At 71.1% G+C, this 25,301-nt stretch carries 21 protein-coding genes; 12 read left to right on the top strand and 9 right to left on the bottom strand.

The window, feature by feature from the left end; genetic code table 11:
- Positions 1-109: 109 nt before the first annotated feature.
- From QCD66_RS28570 to QCD66_RS28555, 4 genes are all read right to left on the bottom strand, one after another.
- Entirely contained in the window at positions 110-1,081 is a 972-nt protein-coding gene (locus QCD66_RS28570) for an amino acid ABC transporter permease (protein WP_375734743.1), read from the bottom strand.
- Positions 1,078-1,788 carry an amino acid ABC transporter permease gene (locus tag QCD66_RS28565; RefSeq protein WP_375734742.1) on the bottom strand — a complete coding sequence of 237 codons (711 nt, stop codon included), beginning with the start codon at positions 1,786-1,788 and terminating at the stop codon, positions 1,078-1,080. The genes QCD66_RS28570 and QCD66_RS28565 overlap by 4 nt, the downstream gene beginning before the upstream one ends.
- A gap of 44 nt (positions 1,789-1,832) precedes the next feature.
- Entirely contained in the window at positions 1,833-2,720 is an 888-nt protein-coding gene (locus QCD66_RS28560; RefSeq protein WP_375734741.1) for a glutamate ABC transporter substrate-binding protein, read from the bottom strand.
- A 64-nt stretch (positions 2,721-2,784) separates the two neighbouring features.
- Entirely contained in the window at positions 2,785-3,537 is a 753-nt protein-coding gene (locus QCD66_RS28555) for an amino acid ABC transporter ATP-binding protein (protein ID WP_375734740.1), read from the bottom strand.
- A 147-nt stretch (positions 3,538-3,684) separates the two neighbouring features.
- On the opposite strand from QCD66_RS28555, the gene QCD66_RS28550 reads away from it, so the two are divergent.
- Together QCD66_RS28550 and miaB are read left to right on the top strand one after the other, a co-directional pair.
- Positions 3,685-4,185, top strand: a complete 501-nt coding sequence (locus QCD66_RS28550) for a hypothetical protein (protein ID WP_357535979.1) — start codon at positions 3,685-3,687, stop codon at positions 4,183-4,185.
- Between the two features lie 61 nt (positions 4,186-4,246).
- Positions 4,247-5,743 (top strand): tRNA (N6-isopentenyl adenosine(37)-C2)-methylthiotransferase MiaB, encoded by a 1,497-nt coding sequence (gene miaB / locus QCD66_RS28545; RefSeq protein WP_364207865.1) that lies wholly within the window; start codon positions 4,247-4,249, stop codon positions 5,741-5,743.
- A 61-nt stretch (positions 5,744-5,804) separates the two neighbouring features.
- Here miaB and QCD66_RS28540 read toward each other — a convergent pair whose 3' ends face one another.
- Complete coding sequence (locus QCD66_RS28540; RefSeq protein WP_364207863.1) at positions 5,805-7,013, bottom strand: DUF349 domain-containing protein; 1,209 nt, start codon at positions 7,011-7,013, stop codon at positions 5,805-5,807.
- Positions 7,014-7,190: 177 nt separating this feature from the next.
- On the opposite strand from QCD66_RS28540, the gene QCD66_RS28535 reads away from it, so the two are divergent.
- The 3 genes from QCD66_RS28535 to dapF are packed head-to-tail and all read left to right on the top strand — an operon-like array spanning position 7,191 to position 9,794.
- Entirely contained in the window at positions 7,191-8,003 is an 813-nt protein-coding gene (locus QCD66_RS28535) for a class III extradiol dioxygenase subunit B-like domain-containing protein (RefSeq protein WP_375734739.1), read from the top strand.
- On the top strand, positions 7,988-8,941 hold the full coding sequence (miaA, locus tag QCD66_RS28530; RefSeq protein ID WP_375734747.1) for a tRNA (adenosine(37)-N6)-dimethylallyltransferase MiaA: 954 nt from the start codon (positions 7,988-7,990) through the stop codon (positions 8,939-8,941). Before QCD66_RS28535 ends, miaA begins: the two co-directional genes overlap by 16 nt.
- A 7-nt stretch (positions 8,942-8,948) precedes the next feature.
- Complete coding sequence (dapF, locus tag QCD66_RS28525) at positions 8,949-9,794, top strand: diaminopimelate epimerase (protein ID WP_407566861.1); 846 nt, start codon at positions 8,949-8,951, stop codon at positions 9,792-9,794.
- A 1,133-nt stretch (positions 9,795-10,927) separates the two neighbouring features.
- On the opposite strand, the gene QCD66_RS28520 is transcribed toward dapF, so the two are convergent.
- Entirely contained in the window at positions 10,928-12,400 is a 1,473-nt protein-coding gene (locus tag QCD66_RS28520) for an NAD-dependent malic enzyme (RefSeq protein WP_375734738.1), read from the bottom strand.
- Positions 12,401-12,607: 207 nt separating this feature from the next.
- On the opposite strand from QCD66_RS28520, the gene hflX reads away from it, so the two are divergent.
- Together hflX and QCD66_RS28510 are read left to right on the top strand one after the other, a co-directional pair.
- Positions 12,608-14,110, top strand: coding sequence for a GTPase HflX (gene hflX, locus QCD66_RS28515; RefSeq protein ID WP_375734737.1), 1,503 nt, complete (start codon positions 12,608-12,610; stop codon positions 14,108-14,110).
- 69 nt (positions 14,111-14,179) lie between these two features.
- Complete coding sequence (locus tag QCD66_RS28510; RefSeq protein WP_375734736.1) at positions 14,180-15,841, top strand: hypothetical protein; 1,662 nt, start codon at positions 14,180-14,182, stop codon at positions 15,839-15,841.
- Between the two features lie 56 nt (positions 15,842-15,897).
- On the opposite strand, the gene lexA is transcribed toward QCD66_RS28510, so the two are convergent.
- The gene (lexA, locus tag QCD66_RS28505; protein WP_357535995.1) at positions 15,898-16,686 is read right to left on the bottom strand and encodes a transcriptional repressor LexA; all 789 of its coding nucleotides are present in this window, start codon (positions 16,684-16,686) and stop codon (positions 15,898-15,900) included.
- A gap of 292 nt (positions 16,687-16,978) precedes the next feature.
- Here lexA and QCD66_RS28500 point away from each other — a divergent pair, with 292 nt between their 5' ends.
- From QCD66_RS28500 to QCD66_RS28485, 4 genes are all read left to right on the top strand, one after another.
- A complete protein-coding gene (locus tag QCD66_RS28500; RefSeq protein ID WP_364207849.1) occupies positions 16,979-17,185 on the top strand; it encodes a hypothetical protein in 207 nt (68 codons plus the stop codon).
- A gap of 299 nt (positions 17,186-17,484) precedes the next feature.
- Positions 17,485-18,000 (top strand): transcriptional regulator NrdR, encoded by a 516-nt coding sequence (gene nrdR / locus QCD66_RS28495; RefSeq protein ID WP_357535999.1) that lies wholly within the window; start codon positions 17,485-17,487, stop codon positions 17,998-18,000.
- A 54-nt stretch (positions 18,001-18,054) separates the two neighbouring features.
- Entirely contained in the window at positions 18,055-20,925 is a 2,871-nt protein-coding gene (locus QCD66_RS28490; protein WP_375734735.1) for a vitamin B12-dependent ribonucleotide reductase, read from the top strand.
- Between the two features lie 157 nt (positions 20,926-21,082).
- Positions 21,083-21,745, top strand: a complete 663-nt coding sequence (locus tag QCD66_RS28485; protein WP_364207845.1) for a class I SAM-dependent methyltransferase — start codon at positions 21,083-21,085, stop codon at positions 21,743-21,745.
- 70 nt (positions 21,746-21,815) lie between these two features.
- Here the strand turns inward: QCD66_RS28485 and QCD66_RS28480 are convergent, their stop codons facing one another.
- Positions 21,816-23,360 carry an MDR family MFS transporter gene (locus QCD66_RS28480; RefSeq protein WP_375734734.1) on the bottom strand — a complete coding sequence of 515 codons (1,545 nt, stop codon included), beginning with the start codon at positions 23,358-23,360 and terminating at the stop codon, positions 21,816-21,818.
- 140 nt (positions 23,361-23,500) lie between these two features.
- The gene (locus QCD66_RS28475) at positions 23,501-24,163 is read right to left on the bottom strand and encodes a TetR/AcrR family transcriptional regulator (protein ID WP_364207841.1); all 663 of its coding nucleotides are present in this window, start codon (positions 24,161-24,163) and stop codon (positions 23,501-23,503) included.
- Between the two features lie 233 nt (positions 24,164-24,396).
- On the opposite strand from QCD66_RS28475, the gene QCD66_RS28470 reads away from it, so the two are divergent.
- On the top strand, positions 24,397-25,263 hold the full coding sequence (locus QCD66_RS28470) for a PP2C family protein-serine/threonine phosphatase (RefSeq protein ID WP_357536008.1): 867 nt from the start codon (positions 24,397-24,399) through the stop codon (positions 25,261-25,263).
- Positions 25,264-25,301 lie beyond the last annotated feature (38 nt).

Here is a 25,301-nt window from a genome sequence, read left to right as displayed (position 1 = left end):
CCGCCGGGTGGCACGACAGGGCACGAAACGGAACGGACCCGCCGGTGGGCGGGTCCGTTCCGTTCTGCCGTTCGCTGGACACCTCCGCTGGTGGCGGGGTGGAGCCAGTTCAGAGCTTGGCTGGTGGGGTGAGATCGGCGGCCAGGGCGGCCGGCGGCTGGTCCTTCGCCTTGCGCAGGGTGCCGGTCTTGCGGCCCCGCGCCATACGGCGCTGGACGTATTCGGCGAGCTTGGACAGCGCGTAGTTGACCGCGATGTAGATCACCGCGACCACGGTGTAGACCTGGATCGGGTTCTCCAGGTTGAGGATCACGGTCGTGCTGACCCGCAACACCTCTTCGTAGCTGATGATGAAGCCGAGCGAGGTGTCCTTGAGCACCACGACCAGTTGGCTGATCAGGGCCGGCAGCATGATCCGGAAAGCCTGCGGCAGCAGGATCAGCCGGATGGTGGCGAAGCTGCTCAGCCCGATCGCCTCGGCCGCCTCCCGCTGGCCGCCGGGCAGCCCTTCCATGCCGGAGCGCAAGATCTCGGCGATCACCACGCTGTTGTACAGCGTGAGGCCGATGACCAGATACCAGAGGATCCGGCCGAGGTCGACCCCGAGGTCGGGCAGCGCGCTGGCGACGAAGAAGATCGTGATGACCACCGGCAGGCCGCGGAACACCTCGACGCAGAACCGGGTGATTCCGTTCAGGACCAGGGTCAGCGTCCGCAGCGCGATCGCGGTGGGCCGGCTGTGGTGGACGAAGCGGCGCTTCATCGTCGCCTTGAGCTGCACCCGTACGACGGCCAGCGCGGTGCCGACCACGAGCGAGGAGACGATGGCCAGTGCCGCCGCGGTGAGGGTGGCCTGGAAACCACCACCGAGCAGCTTCCAGACCTGGGAGAAGACCTCGTTGGACGGGTCGATCAGCGGGCCCCACAGTTCCATGTCGAACTGGCCCTGCTCGTCGAGCGGGCGGTAGACGAGGAAGTAGGCGCCGACCGCGACCAGGGCCGCGATGACCACGCTCACGACGAGGGTGACCCGCTTGGCGCGCGGGCCGGGGGCGTCGTAGAGGACGGACTGCTGGTTCATCGGACGGCCACCGCCCGCCGCTTCTCGATCCGGTCGAGGAACAGCCCGAACGGCACCGTCATGATGAGAAAGCCGATCCCGATACCGATGAAGACGGGGATGATGGGTTCGCCAGCCGCGCTGGTCAGGTTCGTCCCGGAGTTCGACAGGTCACCCGTCAGGCCGAAGAAGCCGGCCAGCGCGGAGTTCTTGATCATGGCGATGAGGGCGCTGCCGAGCGGCACGATCGCCGACTTCCAGGCCTGCGGCAGCACGACCAGCCGCAGGTTCTGCGCGAAGGTGAGGCCGATGGCCCGGGCCGCCTCGGCCTGGCCGGGCGGCACGGCGTTGATGCCGGAGCGGATCGCCTCACACACGAACGCCGCCGTGTAGACGCTCAACGCGATGATCGCGAAGCGGAAGTACGGCAGGTCGATGCCGAGCCGGCTGAAGATGCTCGACAGGCCGGGGATCCGCAGGAAGTCGGCGTTGGAGCCGAGCGCCGGAAGACCGAACGCGGCGAAGAAGAACACGATGGTCAGCGGACAGTTCCGGAACACCGTCACGTAGGCGGTGCCGATCCAGCGCAGCGGCGGCACCGGCGAGATCCGCATGACCGCCACGATGGTGCCCAGGATCAGGGCACCGATCGCGGCGAGCACACAGAGCTGGAAGGTGAGCCAGAACCCTCCGACGAACACGTCGAAGTGTTCGACGAGCACACTCACGTACACACTCCCGTCTCACTCACCTTCCAGACTCCGTCTTTGGATCAGTAGCGGTTGACGGCCGGGCCGGTCGGGGTGTTCTCGTCGAACTTGCCGGCGGTGTCCTTCCAGGCCTTCTCGTAGGTGCCGTCGCCGTAGAACTTCTCCAGCGCGTCGTTGATGAAGGTGCGGAAGGCGGTGTCGCCCTTCTTCAGGCCGATGCCGTACGGCTCGTCGGTGAACTTCTCACCGGCCAGCTTGAACTTGCCCTCGTTGCGGGCGATGAAGCCGAGCAAAATGACGTTGTCCGTGGTGACCGCGTCGACCTGGCCGCTGGCCAGCGCGTCCGCGCACTTCTGGTAGACGTCGAAGACGACGAGCTGCTGGCCCTCGTTGGCCAGGTACTCCTTGATGGTCTCGGCCGGGGTCGAGCCCTGCACCGAGCAGACCTTCTTGTCGCCGGCCTTGAACGAGTCCGGGCCGGTGATCGAGGTGTCGTCGGCGCGCACCATGATGTGCTGGCCCGCGACGTAGTACGGGCCGGCGAAGTCGATCCGCTCCTTGCGCTTGTCGTTGATCGTGTAGGTCGCGATCACGATGTCGGCCTTGTTCTGCTCGATGTATTCCTCGCGGACCGCCGACGGCGTCTCGATGTACTCGATCTTGTCCTCGGGGATGCCGAGCTCGGTGGCGATGGCCTTGCCGATCTCGACGTCGAAGCCGGCCGGCTTGCCGTCCAGGCCCTTCAGGCCGAAGCCGGGCTGGTCGAACTTCGTGCCGATGATGATCTTCTGCGCCTGGTTGAGGCGCTCCATCGTGCTGCCGGCCGCGAACTCCTTGCTGCCGGCGCCGGTGTCGCCACCGTCGCTGTCGCTGTCACCGCCGCCACAGGCGGCCACGGTCAGTGACAGTGCCGCCACCGTAGCCAGTGTCGCGATACGGGTTACGCGCATTGTGTTTCTCCTCCTCGAAAGAGCCGGCGGCCCGGGGGGCGTGCCTGCCTCTGGTGATGACGCCTCAGTGCGTCAGGATCTTCGACAGGAAGTCCTTGGCCCGGTCGCTGCGGGGGTTGGCGAAGAACTCGTCCGGGGGAGCGTCTTCGACCAGTTGGCCGTCGGCCATGAAGATGACCCGGTTGGCGACGTGGCGGGCGAACCCCATCTCGTGGGTGACCACCACCATCGTCATACCCTCACTTGCCAGCGAGGCCATGACGTCGAGCACCTCACCGACCATCTCCGGGTCCAGCGCGCTGGTCGGCTCGTCGAAGAGCATCGCCTTGGGCTGCATGGCGAGCGCCCGCGCGATGGCGGCCCGCTGCTGCTGGCCGCCGGAGAGTTGGGCGGGGAACTTGCTGGCCTGGTTGGCGATGCCGACCCGGTCGAGCAGCTTCATCGCCCGGTCGCGGGCGGCGGCCGGCTTCTCGCCCCGGACCTTGATCGGTCCGAGCGAGACGTTGTCGACGATGGTCTTGTGCGCGAACAGGTTGAACGACTGGAACACCATGCCGACCTCGCTGCGCAGCTTGGCCAGCGCCTTGCCCTCGGCCGGCAGGGGTTTGCCGTCGAAAGTGATGGTGCCGCTGTTGATCGGCTCCAGCCGGTTGATCGCCCGGCACAGGGTGGACTTGCCCGAACCCGAGGGGCCGATCACCACGACGACCTCGCCCCGGTTGACGGAGAGGTCTACCTTCTGGAGCACGTGCAGCGGACCGAACCACTTGTCGACCTTGTCGAGCATGATGAGTGGTTCAGCCTTCGTCACCGTCATTCCAACCGCCCTGTCCGGTATTTGATCGAGGACATCAGTCCTGGATTGAGCCACTGTAGGCGGCACGGTGTGTCAGAAAGCAACTCGGATGGTCACGGAGCGATAACACACGCCACAAGGTGCCTCCGAGGCCGGCAACATGATCGTATGGCTTACCCGTCGGCCTCCTCCGCCCTCTGGAACTGGTTGATCGACGCGCCCGTACCGGCGCGCGAGATCCGGGCGGCCCTGGCGGCGGTGCTCGGCCGTCCGGTGGCGGCGTTCGGTGTCGGCAACCCCGGTGAGCTGCCCACCGGTACGGTCCACTGCGACGTCTGGGTCGGCGGCGGCGACTTCCCCGTCCGCGTCGACTGCTACGCCGCACCGGTCGAACCGGCCGAGTCGGCGGTCGCGGCGGCGTTCGCCCGGCGGCTCGGACGCGCCTGCCTCCTGCCCGACGACACCCTCGACCCGGGCCGGCACCTGCTCGCCCAGCCGGACGCGACGATCAGGCCGGTCCATGTGAAGATCACTGAGGGTGAGGACGGCGACGACTACTCACAACTCCGGCTGTGCACGCCCACCGACCCGTGGTGCCGGGACTGGGCCCGGTACGGCCCGTCCCGCTGGGCGCCCGGCGCGGTGATCACCACCCGCGCCGCAGCCTGACCGCGCCGCCCGCCCGCCGGCCCGGACGGTGCCGGGCAGCGCCCGATACTCTGTTTCTGCTATGACTACCGCGCCGAAGAGCAGCGTCCCGCGCACCTACCAGGTGCGGACCTACGGCTGCCAGATGAACGTCCACGACTCCGAGCGGATCTCCGGGCTGCTGGAGGCGGCGGGCTACACCCCCGCCGACGGGTCGACCGACCCCGACGTCGTCATCTTCAACACCTGTGCCGTACGGGAGAACGCCGACAACCGGCTCTACGGCAACCTCGGCCACCTGCGTCCGACCAAGCTCCGCCGGCCCGACATGCAGATCGCGGTCGGTGGCTGCCTGGCCCAGAAGGACCGCGGCGAGATCGTGCGCAAGGCGCCGTGGGTCGACGTCGTCTTCGGCACCCACAACATCGGCTCGCTGCCGGCGCTGCTCGAACGCGCCCGGCACAACGCCGCCGCCGAGGTCGAGATCCTCGAATCCCTCGAGGTGTTCCCGTCGACGCTGCCGGCCCGCCGCGAGTCGACGTACGCCGGTTGGGTGTCGATCTCCGTCGGCTGCAACAACACGTGCACCTTCTGCATCGTGCCGTCGCTGCGCGGCAAGGAGAAGGACCGCCGCCCCGGCGACGTGCTCGCCGAGGTACGCGCCCTCGTCGCCGAGGGCGTGCTCGAGGTGACCCTGCTCGGCCAGAACGTCAACTCGTACGGGGTCGAGTTCGGCGACCGGCTCGCCTTCGGCAAGCTGCTGCGCGCCTGCGGCGACGTCGAGGGGCTGGAGCGGGTCCGGTTCACCAGCCCGCACCCGAAGGACTTCACCGACGACGTGATCGCGGCGATGGCCGAGACGCCCAACGTCTGCCACTCGCTGCACATGCCGTTGCAGTCCGGGTCGGACGACGTGCTGAAGGCGATGCGCCGCTCCTACCGGGCCGAGCGCTACCTCGGCATCATCGACAAGGTCCGGACGGCGATGCCCGACGCGGCGATCACCACCGACATCATCGTCGGCTTCCCCGGCGAGACCGACGCCGACTTCGAACGGACCCTCGACGTGGTCCGCGCCGCCCGCTTCTCGTCGGCGTTCACCTTCCAATACTCGAAGCGGCCCGGCACGCCAGCGGCCACCATGGACGGGCAACTGCCCAAGCAGGTCGTGCGGGAGCGGTACGACCGGCTGATCGCCTGCGTCGAGGAGATCACCTGGGCGGAGAACCGCAAACTGGTGGGGGAGACCGTCGAGGTACTGGTCGCGGTCGGCGAGGGCCGCAAGGACCAGGCCACCGGCCGGATGTCCGGCCGGGCCCGCGACGGCCGGCTGGTCCACTTCGGCACCGGCGAACTCACCGGGCGGATCCGGCCCGGCGACATCGTGCACACCACCGTCACCTACGCCGCCCCGCACCACCTCAACGCCGACGGGGCGCCGCTGTCGCACCGCCGGACCCGGGCCGGCGACGCCTTCGAGGCCGGCCGCGCGCCGCGTACCCCCGGGGTCCTGCTCGGACTCCCGACGGTCGGCGCGCCACCCGCGGCGCCGGTCGCGGCCAGCGCCTGCGACCGCTGACCCCGGACACCGAAAAGGGGGCACCGTCCGCGCGGACGGTGCCCCCTTTTTTCCCGGTACGTCAGCTCGCCTGCTCGGCGAGGGCCAGGAACTGCTTCTTCGACGCGAGGGCCCGCTCGGCCTCCTTGATCCGCTTCGCGTCGCCGGCGGCCTGGGCCCGGGCCAGCCGCTGCTCGGCCTCGGCCACCTGCTCGCGCATCTGAACCAGCAGCGGGTTCGCCGACGGCTCGGTGCGCCGCCAGGCGGAGTCCATCGCGACGCGTACCTTCTCGTCGACCGCCCGCAGCCGGCGGTCGAGACCGGCCGCCGCCTCCCGGGGCACCCGGCCCGCCTCGTGCCACTGGCCCTGGATCTCGCGCAGCTTGGCCTGCGCCGCGCGCGGGTCGGCGTCGACGTCTAGCGCCTCCGCCTCGGCCAGCAGCGCCTGCTTGCGCTCCAGGTTGCCGCGCTGCTCGGCGTCACGGGCCGAGAAGACCTCGCTGCGCCGGGAGAAGAAGCTGTCCTGCGCGGCGCGGAACCTCTCCCACAGCCGCTGCTCGGCCTCCTTGGACGCCCGCGGCGCGGCCTTCCACTCGCTCATCAGCTCCTTGAGCCGGTTGGCGGTGGCCGCCCAGTCGGTCGACTCGGCCAGCGACTCGGCCTCCCGGACGAGGTCGTCCTTGGCGCCCTGGGCCTGCTTGCGCTGGGCGTCGAGGGTGGCGAAGTGCGCCCCGCGCCGCCGGGTGAAACCGTCCCGGGCGGCGGCGAACCGCTTCCACAACTCGCCGTCGGTCTTCTTGTCGACGCCCCGGACGGTCTTCCACTCGTCGAGGATCTCCTTGAGCCGGTCGCCGGCGGACTTCCAGCCGGTCGACTCGGCGGCCAGCTTCTCGGCCTCCTCGACCAGGGCGGTCTTGCGGGCCACCGCCTCGGTCCGGGCCGCGTCCCGGGCGGCCCGCGCCTCGCCCGCCTTCTGCTCGGCGGCGGCGGCGAGCTTGTCGAGCCGCTCGGTGAGCCCGTCGATGTCGCCGACGACGTGTGCCTCGGCGAGCGAGGCCCGCAGCCTCTTGACGGTGGTCAACGAGTGGGCCGCGTCGGCCGCTCCCGAGTTGAGCCGCGTCTCGGTCAGATCCACCTCGGTCACCAGGTCGGCAAAGCGGCGCGCGAAGTGGGCCAGACCTTCCTCGGGTGCGCCCGCCTGCCAGGAACCGACGACGCGCTCGCCTTCGGCGGTCTTGACGTAAACCGTGCCGTCCGCGTCAACCCGTCCGAAGGTCGTCCAGTCGCTCATGTGCCCATCCTCGTTCTCCCGGCGCCGCCGGGCGGTTCAGCCCGGCGATGGCCGCCACAGCGCAGTGAGATTGCAGCGAAGTTTCCCAGGGGCATTCTCACAGGTCCGCCCCGGTCCGCGTCGAGCGCCTGAGGGCGACCGTGACCATACGGTGTCCTAGTCGGCCCCGACGGGTGTATGAGCCGGTGTACAGTCGCCGCCCGCTACGGTGGTCGCGTGTCCCTGGTCGCCGCAGCCGTCTGCCCACACCCGCCGGTCATCGTCCCCGACATCGCCGGTCGGGCGGCCTCCGAACTCGACGATCTCCGTACGGAGTGTGACGCGGCGGTCGCGCGACTCGTCGATTCCGGCGCCCGTACGATCGTGGTCGTCGGGGCAGATGATGAGCAAAAGACGTATGTATCCCCTTTCATCGGTTCTTTCGCTCCGTGGGGAGCGCCGATGACGGTGACCGTCGGCGCGGCCGCCGCGGTCGGTGCTGCCACCCTTACGAACGGTGTTGCCGCCCCCGCCGACCGGCCGCTGCCGCTCAGCCTGCTTGTCGGCACCTGGCTCCTCGACCGGGCCGGCCGGCCGTCCACCGGCGTGGCACCCGCGATCGCGATGGAGACGGTGGCCGCCGGACAGGCGCCCGCGGACTGCGCCGCCCTCGGCGCCCGGCTCGCCGCCGACGCCGGCGACGAACCGTGGGCACTGCTGGTGATGGGCGACGCGTCGGCCTGCCGGGGCCAGAAGTCACCCGGATACGACGACCCGCGCGCGCGGGCGTACGACGAGGCGGTCGCCGCGGCCCTGGCCGGCGCGGACGTCGACGCCCTGCTCCACCTCGACCCGGCGCTGTCGGCCGAGCTGCTGGTCGCCGGGCGCGCGCCGTGGCAGGTGCTCGCCGGTGCCGTGGCCACAACCGGCCGGCCGTGGCGCGGCCGGTTGTCCTACCACGACGCTCCGTACGGCGTCACCTACCTCGTCGCCACCTGGGCCCCGGCGTGACCGCCACCCCGGACCGGCCGGCGGGCCGGCCCGGCCCGGTCGTGGCGGTCGTCGGGCCGACCGCCGCCGGAAAGTCGGCGCTGAGCATCGCGCTGGCCCACGAACTGGACGGCGAGGTGGTCAACGCCGACTCGATGCAGCTCTACCGGGGCATGGACATCGGCACCGCCAAGCTCACCCCCGCCGAACGCGACGGCGTGCCGCACCACGTCCTCGACATCTGGGACGTCACCGAGCCGGCCAGCGTCGCCGAATACCAGCGCCTGGCCCGCGCCGCCGTCGACGACATCCGGGCCCGGGGCCGGGTCCCGCTGCTGGTCGGCGGCTCGGGACTCTACGTACGCGCCGTACTCGAGGAGTTCGAGTTCCCCGGCACCGACCCGGCCCTGCGGCAACGGCTGGAGGACGAACTCGCCGCGACCGGCCCGGCACCGCTGTACGCCCGGCTGAGCGCCGCCGACCCGGCCGCCGCCGAGAAGATCCTGCCCGGCAACGGCCGGCGGATCGTGCGCGCCCTGGAGGTGATCGAGCTGACCGGCCGCCCGTTCACCGCCGCCCTGCCCGAACCGAAGCCGTACTACGACAGCGTGCAGCTCGGCGTCGACCTCGACACCGCCGTACTCGACGAGCGGATCGCCCGCCGGGTCGACGCGATGTGGGCGGCCGGCCTCGTCGACGAGACCCGGCGGCTCGCCGAGGTCGGCCTGCGCGACGGGCGTACGGCCGGCCGCGCGCTCGGATACCAGCAGGTCCTACGCTTCCTCGACGGGGTGGGAACCGAGGCGGACGCGCACGACGAGACGGTACGGCTCACCCGCCGGTTCGTCCGCCGGCAGCGGTCCTGGTTCCGCCGCGACCCCGGCGTCCACTGGCTCGACCCGACCCGCCCCGACCTGCTGCCGGCCGCCCTGACGGCGGTCCGGGCGGATCGGGAATGATGGGACCGTGCAGTTCACCAAAGGCCACGGCACCGGCAACGACTTCGTGATCCTCGACGACCCCGAGGGCCGCCTCCCGCTCACGCCGGAACTCGCCGCCGCGCTCTGCGACCGGCGCCGGGGCATCGGCGGTGACGGCGTACTGCGGGTCGTGCGGGCCGCCAACCACCCGGCGGCGGCCGGCTACGCCGACCGGGCCGAATGGTTCATGGACTACTGGAACTCCGACGGCTCGCTGGCCGAGATGTGCGGCAACGGCGTACGCGTCTTCACCCGCTACCTGTCCTCGATCGGCGTGACCGGCTCGCCCGACACCGGCCTGCCGGTGGCGACCCGGGCCGGCGTCGTGCGCGCGCTCGTCGGACCCGACGAGATCGCCGTCGACATGGGCCACCCCCGGGTGTACGACCGCAGCACCGCGACCCTCGACGGGCTGGTCCTGCCCGGCGCCGCCGTCGACTGCGGCAACCCGCACCTGGTCTGCGCCCTGCCCGCCGGCGTCGAGTTGGCGGCCCTCGACCTCACCCGGGCACCCGAGTTCGACCGGGCGCTGTTCCCGGCCGGCGTCAACGTCGAGTTCGTGACGCCCGGCGAACCGCTCGACGGGACCGACCTGCACACCCTGATGCGGGTGTACGAACGCGGCTCCGCCGAGACCCTGTCGTGCGGGTCGGGCGCCTGCGCCGTCGGAGCGGTGGCGCTGCGCGACGCCGGGCTGGACACCGGAGTGGTGGCGGTCGACGTGCCGGGCGGCCGGCTGACCGTCACCATCGACGAGCGCACCTGCTGGCTGGCCGGGCCCGCCGTCCTGGTCGCCAGGGGCGAGGTCGACGAGACGGCCCTGCGGAGCTGATCCGCCGCTGCGGGCCCGCACCCGGGTATGTTCCCGCTCTTTGGGGCCGCGCCCTGCGCTGGCGTGTTCCGCTCGGCGGCGTGCCGCTCCTGGTGTGCGTTGCTTGGGCTGCGCCGCTTGGCGGCGCGCTGCTCGGGGCGGGCCGCGCGGTGTGCGCCACTCGGCGGCGTGCTGCTCGGTGTGCTCAGCTTGGCGGCGCGCTGCTCGGGGTGTGCGCCGCGAGGGGTGGTTTGCTCAAGGTGCGTTGCTCGCGGCCGCCCGGCTTCTGGTGTGCGCCGCCCCGGGCGCCGCTCGGGTGCGCTGATCAAGGACAAAGCGTGCCCGCTGTGTCATGGCTGTCGCGCAACAACTCCGTGATCGACGGGGCGCCTTGATCGTCTGTCGTTCAGACACTCGGAGACCGGCGTGTCGGGTGTCTGAACCGCAGATGATCGAGACCATCGACGCCGACCGGCCGGAGGCGGGGGTATCGCTGTTCGGGCCCACAGCGAATTCGGCGTAACCACAGCGAATTCGCTGTGGAGCTCAGCAGCAACCTTGCCCTGCCACCACCGCACCAATTCATAGGAGCGGAGCGTGGCGTGATCGCGGAAACCCGTTGATCGTCTGCTGGTCCGCCGGTCGACACGCCCTGCGGCAACGGCAGACCAGCAGACGATCACGACAGACCGAGGGACGATCACGGCAGGGTAGTAACGGCCCCACGACCGGCCACCCGCCGACGGCCACCACTGCACCGTGACCGGCCCGGGTCGCAACCGGGCGGGGCCACGACCGGCTGGACCACGACCGGCCGGACCACGACCGGGCGGGGCCGCAACCGGCTCGGGCCACGTCCAGCCGGGACCACGAGCGGCCGGACACGTCCGGCCAGGGGCGCAACCGGCCTGCCCGTCGCCCAGCCGGCGGGCTCGACGCGTAACCACCCCGCCGCCCCGCATCCCGCCACCCCACCGGCGGAACGCCGCTCCACCGGGAGGAGGAACCCAGCCCCACCGGGAGGAGAAACCCAGCCCACCCGCCGATCGAGGAGCAGTCGTGGCGCTTCGCCCGGCTCAGACCCCGATTACCCCAAGATCGACGGACGGTGGGCGGGGCTGTGCGGGAAGGCTGGGCGGCGAGGGGGGCGGGGGTCAGTTGGCCAGGGGCGGGGTGGGGGCGGCGGCTTCGGCGGCCATCTCGGGCAGGTCGGTCGGGCCGGAACTGGCGACCGCCGGTGCCTGGGCGGCGGCCCGTACGGCGGCGGCCACGGCGGGCGCGACCCGGGCGTCGAAGACACTCGGCACGATCACGGTCGGGTTGATCTTGTCTTCGCCGACCACGTCCGCGATGGCCCGGGCCGCGGCGATCGCCATCTCCTCGGTGAACTGCTCGGCGTGCGCGTCGAGCATGCCGCGGAACACCCCGGGGAAGGCGAGCACGTTGTTGATCTGGTTGGGCTGGTCGGAGCGGCCGGTGGCGACGACCGCGGCGTGCTTGCGGGCCTGCCGCGGGTCGACCTCGGGGTCGGGGTTGGCCAGCGCGAAGACGATCGAGTCGGGGGCCATCGTGGCGATGTCGTCGCCGGTGAGCAGGTTGGGGGCGCTGACCCCGATGAAGACGTCGGCGCCGCGGATGGCGCCGCGCAGGTCGCCGGCGTACCCGTCGCGGTTGGTGTTCTCGGCCAGCCACTGCCAGGCCGGGTTGAGGTCGGGCAGGCCGGGGTGGAGGGCGCCCTGACGGTCGTACGCGATGATGTCGCCGACGCCCTGGCGCAGCAGCAGCTTCATGATCGCGGTGCCGGCCGCGCCGGCACCGGAGACGACGACGCGGACGTCGGCCAGTTGTTTGCCGACGACGCGCAGCGCGTTGGTCAGCGCGGCGAGCACGCAGATGGCGGTGCCGTGCTGGTCGTCGTGGAAGACCGGGATGTCCAGCAGGTCACGCAGCCGGGCCTCGATCTCGAAGCAGCGCGGCGCGGCGATGTCCTCCAGGTTGATGCCGCCGTACGCCGGCGCGATCGCCCGCACGATGGCGACGATCTCGTCGGGGTCCTGGGTGTCGAGCACGACCGGCCAGGCGTCGACGCCGCCGAAGCGCTTGAAGAGGGCGGCCTTGCCCTCCATGACGGGAAGAGAGGCGGCCGGGCCGATGTTGCCCAGTCCGAGGACCGCGGATCCGTCGGTGACGACGGCGACCGTGTTGCGTTTGATGGTCAGCCGGCGGGCGTCGTCCGGGTTCTCGGCGATGGCCAGGCAGACCCGCGCGACACCGGGGGTGTACGCCCGGGACAGTTCGTCACGGGTGCGTAGCGCCACCTTCGGGGACACTTCGATCTTGCCGCCGAGGTGCAGCAGGAACGTCCGGTCGGACACCTTGCGGACGTCGACCCCGGGCAGGTCGACCAGTGCCTTGACGACCTGGTCGGCGTGGGCGGAGTCGGCGGTGTCGCAGGTCAGGTCGACCACGACGGTGGTCGGGTCGGAGTCGACGACGTCCAGGGCGGTGACGATGGCGCCCGCCTCACCGACGCAGGTGGTGAGCCGGCCGATCGCCGAGGCGTCGGCGGTGACGCCGATCCGGATCGTGATCGAGAAGCCGGCGCTGGGCAGGCGGGTCGTCGCCACGGGGGTTCCCTCCGTCGTTGGATGCGGCCGGCGGGCCGCGGGGAATGTCACGCGGCCGGCGCGGGCCGCGGGCGGGCGGCCAGCGGCCGCCACATGGCATTGTCGCGCGACGCGGTCGGGGCGTCGCCGGCCCCCGGGTTACCGGTGAGTCACCTCATTTCCGGGACCGCCGCCGGTGGCCGGGATGGCGGCGCCGCGCCGGCATTTATGGATGCGGTGGGCGCGTCGGCGTGTCACGATCGAAGCCTGAGGAGGCAACTTTTGCGTACATACCGGGCCGACGAGTCGGCCGTCCCCACCTTCGACCTCGACGACGACACCGAGGCCACGACGGGTGAACTCGAGCTGGAGGACCGTAACGCGCTGCGCCGCGTAGCCGGTTTGTCCACCGAGCTCACCGACGTCACCGAGGTCGAATACCGGCAGTTGCGGCTGGAGCGGGTCGTCCTGGTCGGGGTCTGGACCGATGGTTCGGTCACCGACGCGGAGAACTCCCTCACCGAACTGGCCGCACTCGCCGAGACCGCCGGCTCCCAGGTGCTGGAGGGGCTCATCCAGCGCCGGGGCCGACCCGATCCGGCCACCTACATCGGCCGGGGCAAGGTCGGCAGCCTGGGCGACGTCGTCGTGTCCAGCGGCGCCGACACCGTCATCTGCGACGGGGAACTCTCCCCGTCCCAGCTCCGCAACCTGGAGCAGCAGGTCAGGGTCAAGGTCATCGACCGTACGGCCCTGATCCTCGACATCTTCGCCCAGCACGCCAAGAGCAAGGAGGGCAAGGCGCAGGTGGAGCTGGCCCAGCTCGAATACCTGCTGCCCCGGCTGCGTGGTTGGGGTGAGACGCTGTCGCGGCAGAGCGGCGGTAGCGCCCGCGGCGGCGGTGCCGGCGGCGGGGTCGGCCTGCGCGGTCCCGGTGAGACGAAGCTGGAGACCGACCGCCGGCGGATCCGCACCCGCATCGCCCGGCTGCGCCGGGAGATCAAGGGCATGCGGACCGTACGCCAGACCAAGCGGGCCCGCCGGTCGCGCAACGAGGTGCCGGCCGTGGCCATCGCCGGCTACACCAACGCCGGCAAGTCCAGCCTGCTCAACCGGCTGACCGGTGCCGGGGTGCTGGTCGAGGACGCGCTGTTCGCCACCCTCGACCCGACCACCCGCCGGGCGCAGACCGGCGACGGCCGGGTCTACACCCTGTCGGACACGGTCGGCTTCGTCCGGCACCTGCCGCACCAGATCGTCGAGGCGTTCCGCTCGACGCTGGAGGAGGTCGCCGACGCCGACCTGGTCGTGCACGTCGTCGACGGGGCACATCCCGACCCCGAGGAGCAGGTCCGCGCCGTACGCGAGGTGCTCGCCGAGGTCGGCGCCGACCGGCTGCCCGAGCTGCTGGTCGTCAACAAGACCGACGCCGCCGACGAGGAGACCCTGCTGCGGCTCAAGCGGGAGTGGCCGGACGCCGTCCTCGTCTCCGCCCGGGCCAACCGGGGCATCGACGAACTCCGGTCGGTGATCGAGAGCCGGCTGCCGCGGCCGGCCGTCGAGGTCCGGGCGGTGCTGCCGTACGACCGGGGTGATCTGGTCGCCCGGGTGCACCGCCGGGGCGAGGTGCTCGGCACCTCCCACCTGCCGGAGGGCACGCTGTTGCACGTACGCGTCGACGAGGCCCTCGCCGCCGAGCTGGACCCCTTCCGGGCCGACGGAAAGCGCTGAGTTGTTGCACCCAGCGTGATTGATCACGGCGTAACACAGGGGTCGCGCGCAACGTGCGACACTGGGCGAATGCGGCGTGTCATGTCAGGGGTCGTGGTTGCCTGCGGCCTGGTCGGGATCGGCTTGGCGCTCACCGGAGGACCGGTGGCGGCCGCACCGACACCCAGTCCGTCCGGGGCTCCCGAGGTGCCGAAGGCGTCCGGCGAAGAGGTCTGCACGGTCACCGACAACCGCACGCGGGAGCTCTCCGGCATCATCGCCACCGAGAGCGGCTACATCGTCGTCAACGACGGCACCGACATCCAGTCCCGCAAACGGGTCTTCTTCCTCGACGACAAGTGCAAGGTCGTCAAGGACGTCTCGTTCCCGAGCAGTCCGCGCGACCCCGAGGACCTGGCGTTGTCGCCGGACGGCAACACCGTCTGGATCGCCGACATCGGCGACAACGCCACCAACGACGAGCGCCGGCCGCACGTCGCGCTGTGGAGCATGCCGGTCGACGGGTCGACCCGGCCGGTGATCCACCGGGTCGCCTACCCCGAGCGCGAGCCGCGGGACGCCGAGGCGCTGCTGATCGCCGCCGACGGCACACCGGTCATCGTCTCCAAGACGACCGGCAAGGCCGAGATCTTCGTACCCGAGGGGCCGTTGCAGGCCAACAACGAAGAGCCGGTGTCGATGCGCAAGGCCGGCGAGCTCACCCTGCCCCGGACCCAGACCGAGAACCCGCTGCTCGCGGCCGGCCGGCTCACGGTCACCGGCGCGGCCCGCTCGGCCGACGGCCGCAAGGTCGTGCTGCGTACGTACGCGGACGCCTTCGAGTGGGACGTGCCCGACGGCGACATCGTCAAGGCGCTGACCACCGGTACGCCCCGGGTCACCCCGCTCGCCGACGCGTTCGGCGAGGGGATCAGCTTCAGCGCCGACGGCTCGAAGTACGTGACGGTCTCCGACGTCGGCACCCTCGGCGACGACTCCGACGTGATCATCATGAGCTACACCCCGACCAAGGTGGAGGCCACGCCGGCCGGGGACGACCCGGCCGGCGGCAACGAGCAGTCGTGGTTCGACACGCTGAGCCTCCAGGACATCACCTACCTGATCGCCGCGGTCGGCGTGGTCGGCGCGCTGATGGTCGGTGCCGGCATCTTCGGCATCGTCCAGGCCCGCCGGCGCGGCGGCAAGACCGCCGCCGAGCCGCCGAAGAAGGTCGGCCGGCAGCCGGTGAAGGGGGCTGTCGCGCCGCCACCGGACCGCCGGCGGGGCGACGACTTCGACCGCTCCGGCCCGGTCGACGACCGGGCGGCCGGCGGTGTCTATGGTGGCCGGTCGGGCGGCGGTGGCGGGCGTTCGGCCGGTGGTGGCGGCGTCTACGGCGGCCGGTCCGGAGCCGGCGGCGCGACCGGCGGCTCGGCCGGTGGTGGCGGCGTCTACGGCGGGCGTTCGGCCGGTGGTGGTGGCGTCTACGGCGGCGGCACCCGGGACGGCGGTCCGTCGGGCGGCCGCGGTGGCGGTGGCGGTGTCTACGGCGGCGGCCGCGATTACCAGGACGGCGGCGATTCCCGCGGTGGCTGGGACCGCCGGGACGATCCCGAGCCGTACGGCGACCCGCGGCGGCGCCCCGCCGGCGGGAGCCGGCCCGGCCGGGCCCGCCCGGGCGACTATCCGCCGGCCGGCTACGACGACCACGCCGGAGCGTACGGGCCTGCGCAGGGCCACCACCCGCACTGACCGTCAGGCCGTCGGTGGTCCGGGCGGGCGGCCCCGACCACCGACGGCACCGTGCCTCAGATGCGGCGGAGCACCGCCACGACCCGGCCCATGATGGTGGCGTCGTCGCCGGGGATCGGGTCGAAGGCCGGGTTCTGCGGCATCAGCCAGACGTGCCCGTCGCGCAGCCGGTAGGTCTTCACCGTGGCTTCGCCGTCGAGCATCGCCGCGACGATCTCGCCCGAGTTGGCGTTCGGCTGCTGGCGTACGACCACCCAGTCGCCGTCGCAGATCGCCGCGTCGAGCATCGAGTCGCCCTTGACCTGGAGCATGAAGACCTCGCCCTCGCCGACGAGTTCGCGGGGGAGCGGGAAGACGTCCTCGACCGCCTGCTCGGCGAGGATCGGCCCACCGGCGGCGATCCGGCCCAGCATCGGCACGTACGCCGGCTTGGGTCGCTGCGCCCGGGCGGCCTCGTCGTCGACCAGGTCGTTCGGCGGGCGTACGTCGACCGCCCGCGGGCGGTTGGGGTCGCGGCGCAGGAAGCCCTTGCGTTCCAGTTCCTTGAGCTGGTAGGCGACGCTGGACGGGGAGACCAGGCCGACGGCCTCGCCGATCTCACGCACGCTCGGCGGGTAGCCGTAGCGCTCCACCCAGTCGCGGATGAACTCCAGGATGCGTCGTTGCCGGGCGGTGAGGTCCGGGGTGGCGAGGTCGGGGAAGGTGCTCACCACCGGGGTCACCGCCCGTAGGTTGGGCGCGCTGGCGCGGGCCCGGGCCGGACCCTTGCGGCGGGTGGTCGCCGGTGCCGGAGCGAGATCCTTCTGCGGTTGCTGCTGCCGGCTCGTCCGGTCGTCGGTCGACACGTCCGTCCTCCCTGGTCGGCGTCGGGTGCCTTGTCGGCTCGTGGTGCGTATCGGGGGGTGGTGCTGAGCGGTTGTGTTCGTGGGGCCGGTCGGTTTCGCTGGGGTGATCGGATCGCCCTGTCGTGGAATCGGTGGGCTCCGGTCGCTCATGACCGTATCGGTGGGATCGGCCAGTTTCAAACATCTGTACGACGTGGCGTCGGCGTGTCGCTTGCGGATGCTCGACATCAGTACACGTGTTCTGATAGACCCATCGTACGCGCGTTCGAACGATGGTCGTAGGATCTTGGAGGTGGCCATGGTGTCGGTGCAGGTCGCGCCGGCCCGGAAGGCGCCGCGGCTGAGGCTCACCCGTCGCGGTCGGGTTGTGGTGGTGCTGTTCTTCGTATTGGTGGCGGCCGCGGTCGCGGCCCTGGGGACGCCGCCGGCGCGGGCCTCGGCCGCGTCCGTGGCCGGCGTGCCGGTAACCGCAGAGCGACCTCATCTGTTGGATGGGTGACGACGCGCCGCGACCGGCCCGTCAACTTGACCGGCGCCCCTCGGCGGCATACGGTCGACCCCTAGATGTAGTAGTCACAGGGATGTAAGTCAGCCACAGGTTGGGTTTCCAGACTGTCACCGGGATCTTCCAAGGTGTCATCGGAAGCTCCGGTTGGCGCTGAGCACAGGTCGGCCCGACGGCCCACCGCACCTCCGCACGCACCACCGACAGCGCCGCCCGGCGGCCGGCCGCTGTCCCGTGGCGTGCGCGGACCTCGGTGGGGCGGCGCGGCCCGCCGGCGGAAGGGAGACTCGGCGATGCGGTGCCCGTACTGCCGGCACGCCGACTCGCGGGTCGTCGACTCACGCGAGGCCGACGACGGCCAGCTCATCCGCCGGCGGCGGTCCTGCCCCGAGTGCGGCAAGCGGTTCACCACCCACGAGGAGGCGGTGCTGGCCGTGGTCAAGCGCAGCGGGGTCACCGAGCCGTTCAGCCGCCTGAAGATCATCGGCGGTGTCCGTAAGGCGTGCCAGGGCCGGCCGGTCGACGACGACGCGATCGCCCTGCTCGCCCAGAAGGTCGAGGAGACCGTACGGGCCAAGGGCGCGGCCGAGCTGCCCAGCCACGAGGTCGGCCTGGCCATCCTCGGGCCGCTGCGCGAACTGGACGAGGTGGCCTACCTGCGGTTCGCCAGCGTCTACCGCTCGTTCGAGTCGCTCGACGACTTCGAACGCGAGATCGAGGCGCTGCGGGTCGCCGCGGCCGAACGGTTCCGGACCGCGAACGGGGCGGGAGCCGCCGGCGTGGCGCCGGCCGCTGACCGGACCAGCTGATTTTCATCCCGATCGTTGCGCGGCGGGTGCCGCGTGTGTCAAGGGGGCTATGAGATGTCGGGGGAGAGCGTGACGACGAGCAAAGGGCGCACACGGACCGCGAGCACGGCGGGGCTCAAGGTCGAACGGGTCTGGACGACCGAGGGGGTTCACCCGTACGACGAGGTGACCTGGGAGCGGCGCGACGTCGTCATGACCAACTGGCGGGACGGCTCGGTCAACTTCGAGCAGCGGGGCGTGGAATACCCGACCTCGTGGAGCGTCAACGCCGCCAACATCGTCACCACCAAGTACTTCCGGGGCGCGGTCGGCACCCCCGAGCGGGAGTGGTCGCTGCGCCAGCTCATCGACCGGGTCGTCAAGACCTACCGGAAGGCGGGTGAGGAGCACGGCTACTTCGCCTCGCCGAAGGACGCCGAGATCTTCGAGCACGAGCTGACCTCGATGCTGCTCAACCAGGTCTTCAGCTTCAACTCGCCGGTCTGGTTCAACGTCGGCACCCAGTCGCCCCAGCAGGTCAGCGCCTGCTTCATCCTCGCTGTCGACGACTCGATGGACTCGATCCTCGACTGGTACAAGGAGGAGGGGCTGATCTTCAAGGGCGGTTCCGGCTCCGGGGTCAACCTGTCGCGGATCCGGTCCTCCCGGGAGCTGCTCTCCAGCGGTGGCACCGCCTCCGGCCCGGTCAGCTTCATGCGCGGCGCCGACGCCTCGGCCGGCACGATCAAGTCCGGCGGCGCCACCCGGCGGGCCGCCAAGATGGTCATCCTCGACGTCGACCACCCCGACATCGAGGAGTTCGTCGTCACCAAGGCCCGCGAGGAAGACAAGATCCGCGCGCTGCGGGACGCCGGTTTCGACATGGACCTCGGCGGCGCCGACATCGTCAGCGTGCAGTACCAGAACGCCAACAACTCGGTCCGGGTCTCCGACGAGTTCATGCGCGCCGTCGAGACCGGGGGCACGTTCGACCTGCGGGGCCGGCTGAACGGCGAGGTCATCGAGACCATCGACGCCAAGGATCTCTTCCGCAAGATCGCCCTGGCGGCCTGGGAGTGCGCCGACCCGGGCCTGCAGTACGACGACACGATCAACGACTGGCACACCTGCCCGGAGACCGGCCGGATCACCGCGTCCAACCCGTGCTCGGAATACCTGCACCTGGACAACTCGTCGTGCAACCTGGCCTCGCTCAACCTGATGAAGTTCCTCCGCGCCGACGGCGGCTTCGAGGTCGAGCGCTTCGTCAGGTCGGTCGAGTTCGTCATCACCGCGATGGACATCTCGATCTGCTTCGCCGACTTCCCGACCGAGAAGATCGGTGACACCACCCGCGCCTACCGGCAGCTCGGCATCGGCTACGCGAACCTCGGCGCCCTGCTGATGGCCTCCGGCCTGCCGTACGACTCCGACAGCGGCCGGTCGCTGGCCGCCGCCATCACCTCGCTGATGCACGGCACCGCCTACCGCCGCTCCGCCGAACTGGCCGGCATCGTCGGCGCGTACGACGGCTACGCCCGCAACGCCGAGCCGCACAAGCGGGTCATGCGCAAGCACGCCGCCGCCAACGACGAGATCAAGCCGACCGGCACCGTCGCCACCGCGATCGTCCGCGAGGCCACCAAGCAGTGGACCGTCGGCAACAAGATCGGTGACAAGTCCGGCTGGCGCAACGCCCAGGCGTCGGTGCTCGCCCCCACCGGCACCATCGGCCTGATGATGGACTGCGACACCACCGGCGTCGAGCCCGACCTGGCCCTGGTCAAGTTCAAGAAGCTGGTCGGCGGCGGCTCGATGCAGATCGTCAACCAGACCGTGCCGCGCGCCCTGCGCAGCCTCGGCTACCCCGAGGAGCAGGTCGAGGCGATCGTCGAGCACATCGCCGACAACGGCCACGTGGTCGACGCCCCCGGCCTCAAGCCCGAGCACTACGCGGTTTTCGACTGCGCCATGGGCGAGCGGTCGATCGCCCCGATGGGCCACGTACGGATGATGGCGGCGGTGCAGCCGTTCATCTCCGGCGCGATCTCCAAGACGGTCAACATGCCGGAGGCGGCCACCGTCGAGGACGTCGAGAAGATCTACTTCGAGGGCTGGAAGCTCGGCCTCAAGGCGCTGGCGATCTACCGCGACAACTGCAAGGTCGGGCAGCCGCTGTCGGCCGCCAAGCCGGCCAAGGCCGCGGCCGAGGCGGCACCGGCCGTCACCGCGGCCGCCGAGCCGGAGAAGGTCATCGAATACCGGCCGGTCCGCAAGCGGCTGCCGAAGAAGCGTCCGTCGGAGACGGTCTCCTTCTCGGTCGGCGGTGCCGAGGGCTACCTCACCGCGTCGTCGTACCCCGACGACGGCCTCGGCGAGGTCTTCCTCAAGATGTCGAAGCAGGGCTCGACCCTCGCCGGCGTGATGGACGCCTTCTCGGTCGCCATCTCGATCGGCCTCCAGTACGGCGTGCCGCTGGAGACGTACGTCAGCAAGTTCACCAACATGCGCTTCGAGCCGGCCGGCATGACCGACGACCCGGACATCCGGATGGCCGCCTCGGTGATGGACTACATCTTCCGCCGGCTGGCGCTGGACTTCCTGCCGTACGAGCGCCGCGCCGAACTCGGCATCTTCACCGCCAAGGAGCGGGCCGCGCAGCTGCGTGCCGAGGCCGAGGCGGAGGCCGCGGCGAGCGTCGACCTGACCGGAATGGCGGCGTCGGCGCCGATCGAGACGAAGAGCGACACCGACGCCGCCCCCGCGGCGCCGGCCGAGACGGTGGCGAAGCCGGTCGCGGCGGTCGGCTCGACCACCGAACTGCTGGAGGCGGTGACCAGCAAGGCGGCCGACGCGCCGCTCTGCTTCACCTGCGGCACCAAGATGCGCCCGGCCGGTAGCTGCTACGTCTGCGAGGGCTGCGGCTCCACCTCCGGCTGCAGCTGAGCGCCTGACGCCGCTGGCGGTCGAACCGTTCGACGACGGCCGGCTCAGGGACCACGTACGGTCCCGGAGCCGGCCGTCGGCCGTCGGTCAGCCACGGGTCCACCATCTGACCTTGGCGGGGTCGGGTCGCGGCTGCCACACCGACTAGCCTGCCCGGGTGTCTGATCATGCGTTCCTCGCCACCACCCGTGACTCGTACGACTCCATGGCCGTCGACTACGCCGAGTGGCTTCGTTCCGACCTGGACGAGCGCCCCCTCGACCGGGCTCTGCTGGCCACCTTCGCGGAGCGGGTACGCGCCACCGGCAACCTGTCCGTCGCCGATGTGGGCTGTGGTCCGGGTCGGGTCACGGTCCTGCTGGACCGGCTGGGGCTGGACGCGTCCGGTATCGATCTTTCGCCGGGAATGATCGCGCTGGCCCGCCGTACGTATCCGGGGTTGCGGTTCGAGGTCGGGTCGATGCTGGCCCTGGACCTGCCGGACGCCTCGCTCGGCGGGCTGCTCGCCTACTACTCGGTCATCCACGTCCCGTGGGAGCTGCGGCCCGCCGTCTTCGCCGAGTTCCACCGGGTGCTGGTCCCCGGCGGGCACCTGATGCTGGCCTTCCAGGTCGGCGACGACCGGACCCGTCACACCGAGGCGTTCGGCCGGCCGGTCGACCTGACCTTCCACCGGCAGCGGCCGGAGGAGATCGCCGACCTGCTGCGGGAAGCCGGGTTCGAGCTGTGGGTCACGACGGTGAAGCAGCGTGAGGGGACGGAGAAGACCCCGCAGGGCCTGGTGATCGCGCACAAGCGGGGTGCGGGCAGCCCGGGTTGACCCGGTGGTTCGGAACACGACGAGGGGGAGGCGACGGCCGTCGCCTCCCCTCGTGTCGTGCCGTACGGCGTCAGTGCATGCCGGCGCCCATGGCGGCGGCGCGCTCCTCTTCCTCGAGGCGTTCCGCGCCGGTCTTGGTCTTCAGCGGCTTCTCCTTGATGAACAGCACCGCGACCAGGGCGAGCACCGCGAACGGTGCGGCGACCAGGAAGAGGTCACCGGTGGCGGTGCCGTAGACGTCCTGCACGATGCGCAGCACCGGTTCGGGCAGCATGGAGAGGTCGGGTACAGCGTGGCCGCCACCCTCGGTGCCGCCGCCCGCAGCGTCGCCGAGCTGTTCGGTCATCAGGCTGTTGACCCGGTTGGCCAGTACGGCGCCCAGGGCGCTGACCCCGACCGTGCCGCCCATGCTGCGGAAGAACGTCAGCGCGGAGGTGACCGCGCCGAGTTCGGCCGCGGGCACGTCGTTCTGCGCGGCGAGCACCAGGTTCTGCATGATCATGCCGACCCCGATGCCGAGCAGGGCCATGTAGATCGACAGCACCAGGATCGAGGTCTGCGCGTCGAGGGTGGACAACAGCACCAGGCTGACGACCATGATTGCGCTGCCGGCGACCAGGTATCCCTTCCAGCGGCCGTACTTGGTGATCAGGCCGCCGGCGACGGTCGACGACACCAGCAGTCCGAAGATCATCGGCAGGCTCATCAGGCCGGCGACGGTCGGCGACTTACCCAGCGAGAGCTGGAAGTACTGGGACAGGAAGACGGTGCCACCGAACATGGCCACGCCGACCAGGATGCTGGCGACGATGGCGAGGGCGACGGTGCGGTTGCGGAAGATGTCCAGCGGGATGATCGGCTCCTCGGCCCGCGACTCGACCAGCACCGCGAGGGCGAGCAGGACGACGCCGGCGGTGACCAGTCCGGCGGTCCAACCGGAGAGCCAGTCGAACTGGTTGCCGGCCAGGGTCGACCAGATCAGCAGGGTCGACACGCCGGCGGTGATCAGCAGCGCGCCCAAGTAGTCGATCTTGACCTGGCGCTTCACGACCGGAAGCTTGAGGGTCCGCTGGAGCAGCAGGATCGCGCCGAGGGCGATCGGCACGCCGATGAAGAAGCACCAGCGCCAGCCGAGCCACGACGTGTCCACCAGTACGCCGCCGATCAGCGGGCCGGCGATGGTGCCGACGCCGAACACGGCGCCGAACAGGCCGGCGTAGCGGCCCAGTTCGCGCGGGGAGATCATCGCGGCCATGATGATCATGGCAAGGGCGGTGAGGCCACCGGCGCCGATGCCCTGCACGACCCGGCTGAAGATCAGAACCTCGACGTTGGGGGTGAAGCCGGCGATCAGCGACCCGACGACGAACAGCCCGAGCGAGATCTGGATCAGCAGTTTCTTGCTGTAGAGGTCGGCCATCTTGCCCCACAGCGGCACGGTGACCGTCATGGCGAGCAGTTCGGACGTGACGACCCAGGTGTAGACGGACTGGCTGCCGCCGAGGTCGGAGATGATGCGCGGCAGGGCGTTGGCCACCACGGTGCTGGCCAGGATGCCCACGAACATGCCCATCATCAGCCCGGACAGGGCTTCCAGCACCTCCCGGCGGTTCATCTTCCCGCTGTCCGCAGCGGTTGGTGGCGCTGAGGCTGTCGCAGTCATACGGTCGTCTCTCTCAAGCGGCGCGTCGGGGCGCGGGTCGAACAGGTCGGTGACCGGCCCCACGGGGACCGGTCGCGCGGTGGTGGTGCCGGTCAGACCGGCGTGCGCGGTGTCGGGTGGCCGGTCGGACCGGCCGGGTCGGTGGCGGGGGCCGCCAGGCCGGCGGCGAGCAGGTCGAAGGCTTCGTCGACCAGGGCGGGCAGTGGCCTGGACTCGCCTTCGGCGCACCAGCGGGCCAGGGCGACGCGTACCGCCGTACCGACGGCGGCCGCAACCAGGTGAGGGTACGCGGACCGGCCGACATCCGCGCCGAGTTTTTCGGCGATCGCGTTGGTGAGTTCTCTCTCTTCGACCTGGCCGAGACTGGTCAGCCGGGCGAGGAGTTGCGGGCTGCTGCCGATGACCGACATCCGCAGTCGCCAGCCCTCCTTGTCGTCCTCCAGCCTGGCCAGTTCCTCGTGGACCGCGAGCCGCAGCGCCTGGAGCGGGCTCAGGTGCGCCGGTGCGTCCTGGACCCGGTCCCGCAGGCGTTGCCCGGCCAGCCGGTCACGGCCGGTGATCGCCTCGTCCTTGCTGGAGAAGTAGTTGAAGAAGGTGCGCGACGACACGTCGGCCGCGTCGCTGATCTCCTCGACGGTCACCTGCTCGACGCCCCGCTCGGCGGCGAGTCGGAGCGCCGCGTTGATGAGCGCGTCCCGGGTCTCCCGCTTCTTGCGGTCGCGACGGCCGGTGGGGGCCGTGCCGGGACTGGTCATGGCAACAGCGTAGGGAGCTTGGTTCATTCCCCGCAAAGTTTCACGGTGTGAAAGGAAACACGGGGGCCGGTCGGTCGGGATCGCATGGGCCGTCCGGTGGAGCGGGGCTCGGAAGAAGGGTGCCAACTCGCGGATCACCCTGGCGGCTCGGCGTAGCGCGGCTACGTTGGATGTACTAACCGCTACTCAACGTGCACCCTGGGTAGCTGAAATGCGGTAGAAAGGGGCGGTTCGTGACTCGCTCGACGGCAATCGCCGAACGGGAACGCCCCGTCGACGACCTGGCCGGCCTGCGTGCCATCGCCGCGCTCGTCGCCGACGAGGTCGATCCACGGCCCGTCGCCGACCGACGGGGATCCGAACGGCAGCGACTCACCCGGCTCGGCGAGACACTCCAGGACCGGCTGGTGCCACCACCCGTACCCGAGGTGCCCGGCATGCAGGCCGCGGCCTACTACCGCCCGGCGCACGGCGAACCGGTCGGTGGCGACTTCTACGACGTCTTCCCGCTCGGTGACGGCAGCTGGGGGATGTTCCTCGGCGACGTCGTCGGCAAGGGCTCCGGCGCCGCCGCGCTCACCGCGCTCACCCGCTACACCCTGCGTACGGCCACCACCCTCGACCTGGGCCCCGCCGACGCGCTCGCCCGCCTCAACGCGATCCTGACCGACAAGCTGCGCGACGACGTCCTGCTGTGCACCGCCACCGTCGCCCGGCTGCGGCCACCCACCCGCGCCGGCGGGCCCGCCTCGGTCGTCGTCGCCAGCGCCGGCCACCCCGCGCCCATCGTCACCCGCCGTGGCCACGCCCGGCCGGTGGACTGCACGGGGTTGATCGCCGGCTGCCTGCCCGGTGCCGTCTACCGGGTCGTCGAGATCCGGCTGGAGCCCGGCGACGCGCTGGTCTTCTACTCCGACGGGGTCACCGACGCCAAGCTGGGCGGCGGCCGGCTGGAGGTGGAAGGCCTCTGCCGGCTCCTGCGCAGCTCGGCCCGGCCGACCGCGCCGGCCGTCGTGCACCGGCTCGAGGGACTGCTGACCGCCGCCGCCGTCGACGTACCGGACGACGCCGCCGCCCTGGTCGTGAGCGTGCCCGCCTGACGGGTCGTACCCGGCAATGCCCGCCCGCGGCGGCCCGG

This window comes from Polymorphospora sp. A560 (assembly GCF_045781765.1).
GTDB classification, from domain to species: Bacteria; Actinomycetota; Actinomycetes; order Mycobacteriales; family Micromonosporaceae; genus Polymorphospora; species Polymorphospora lycopeni.
This window is presented reverse-complemented; position numbering and strand designations above follow the sequence as displayed.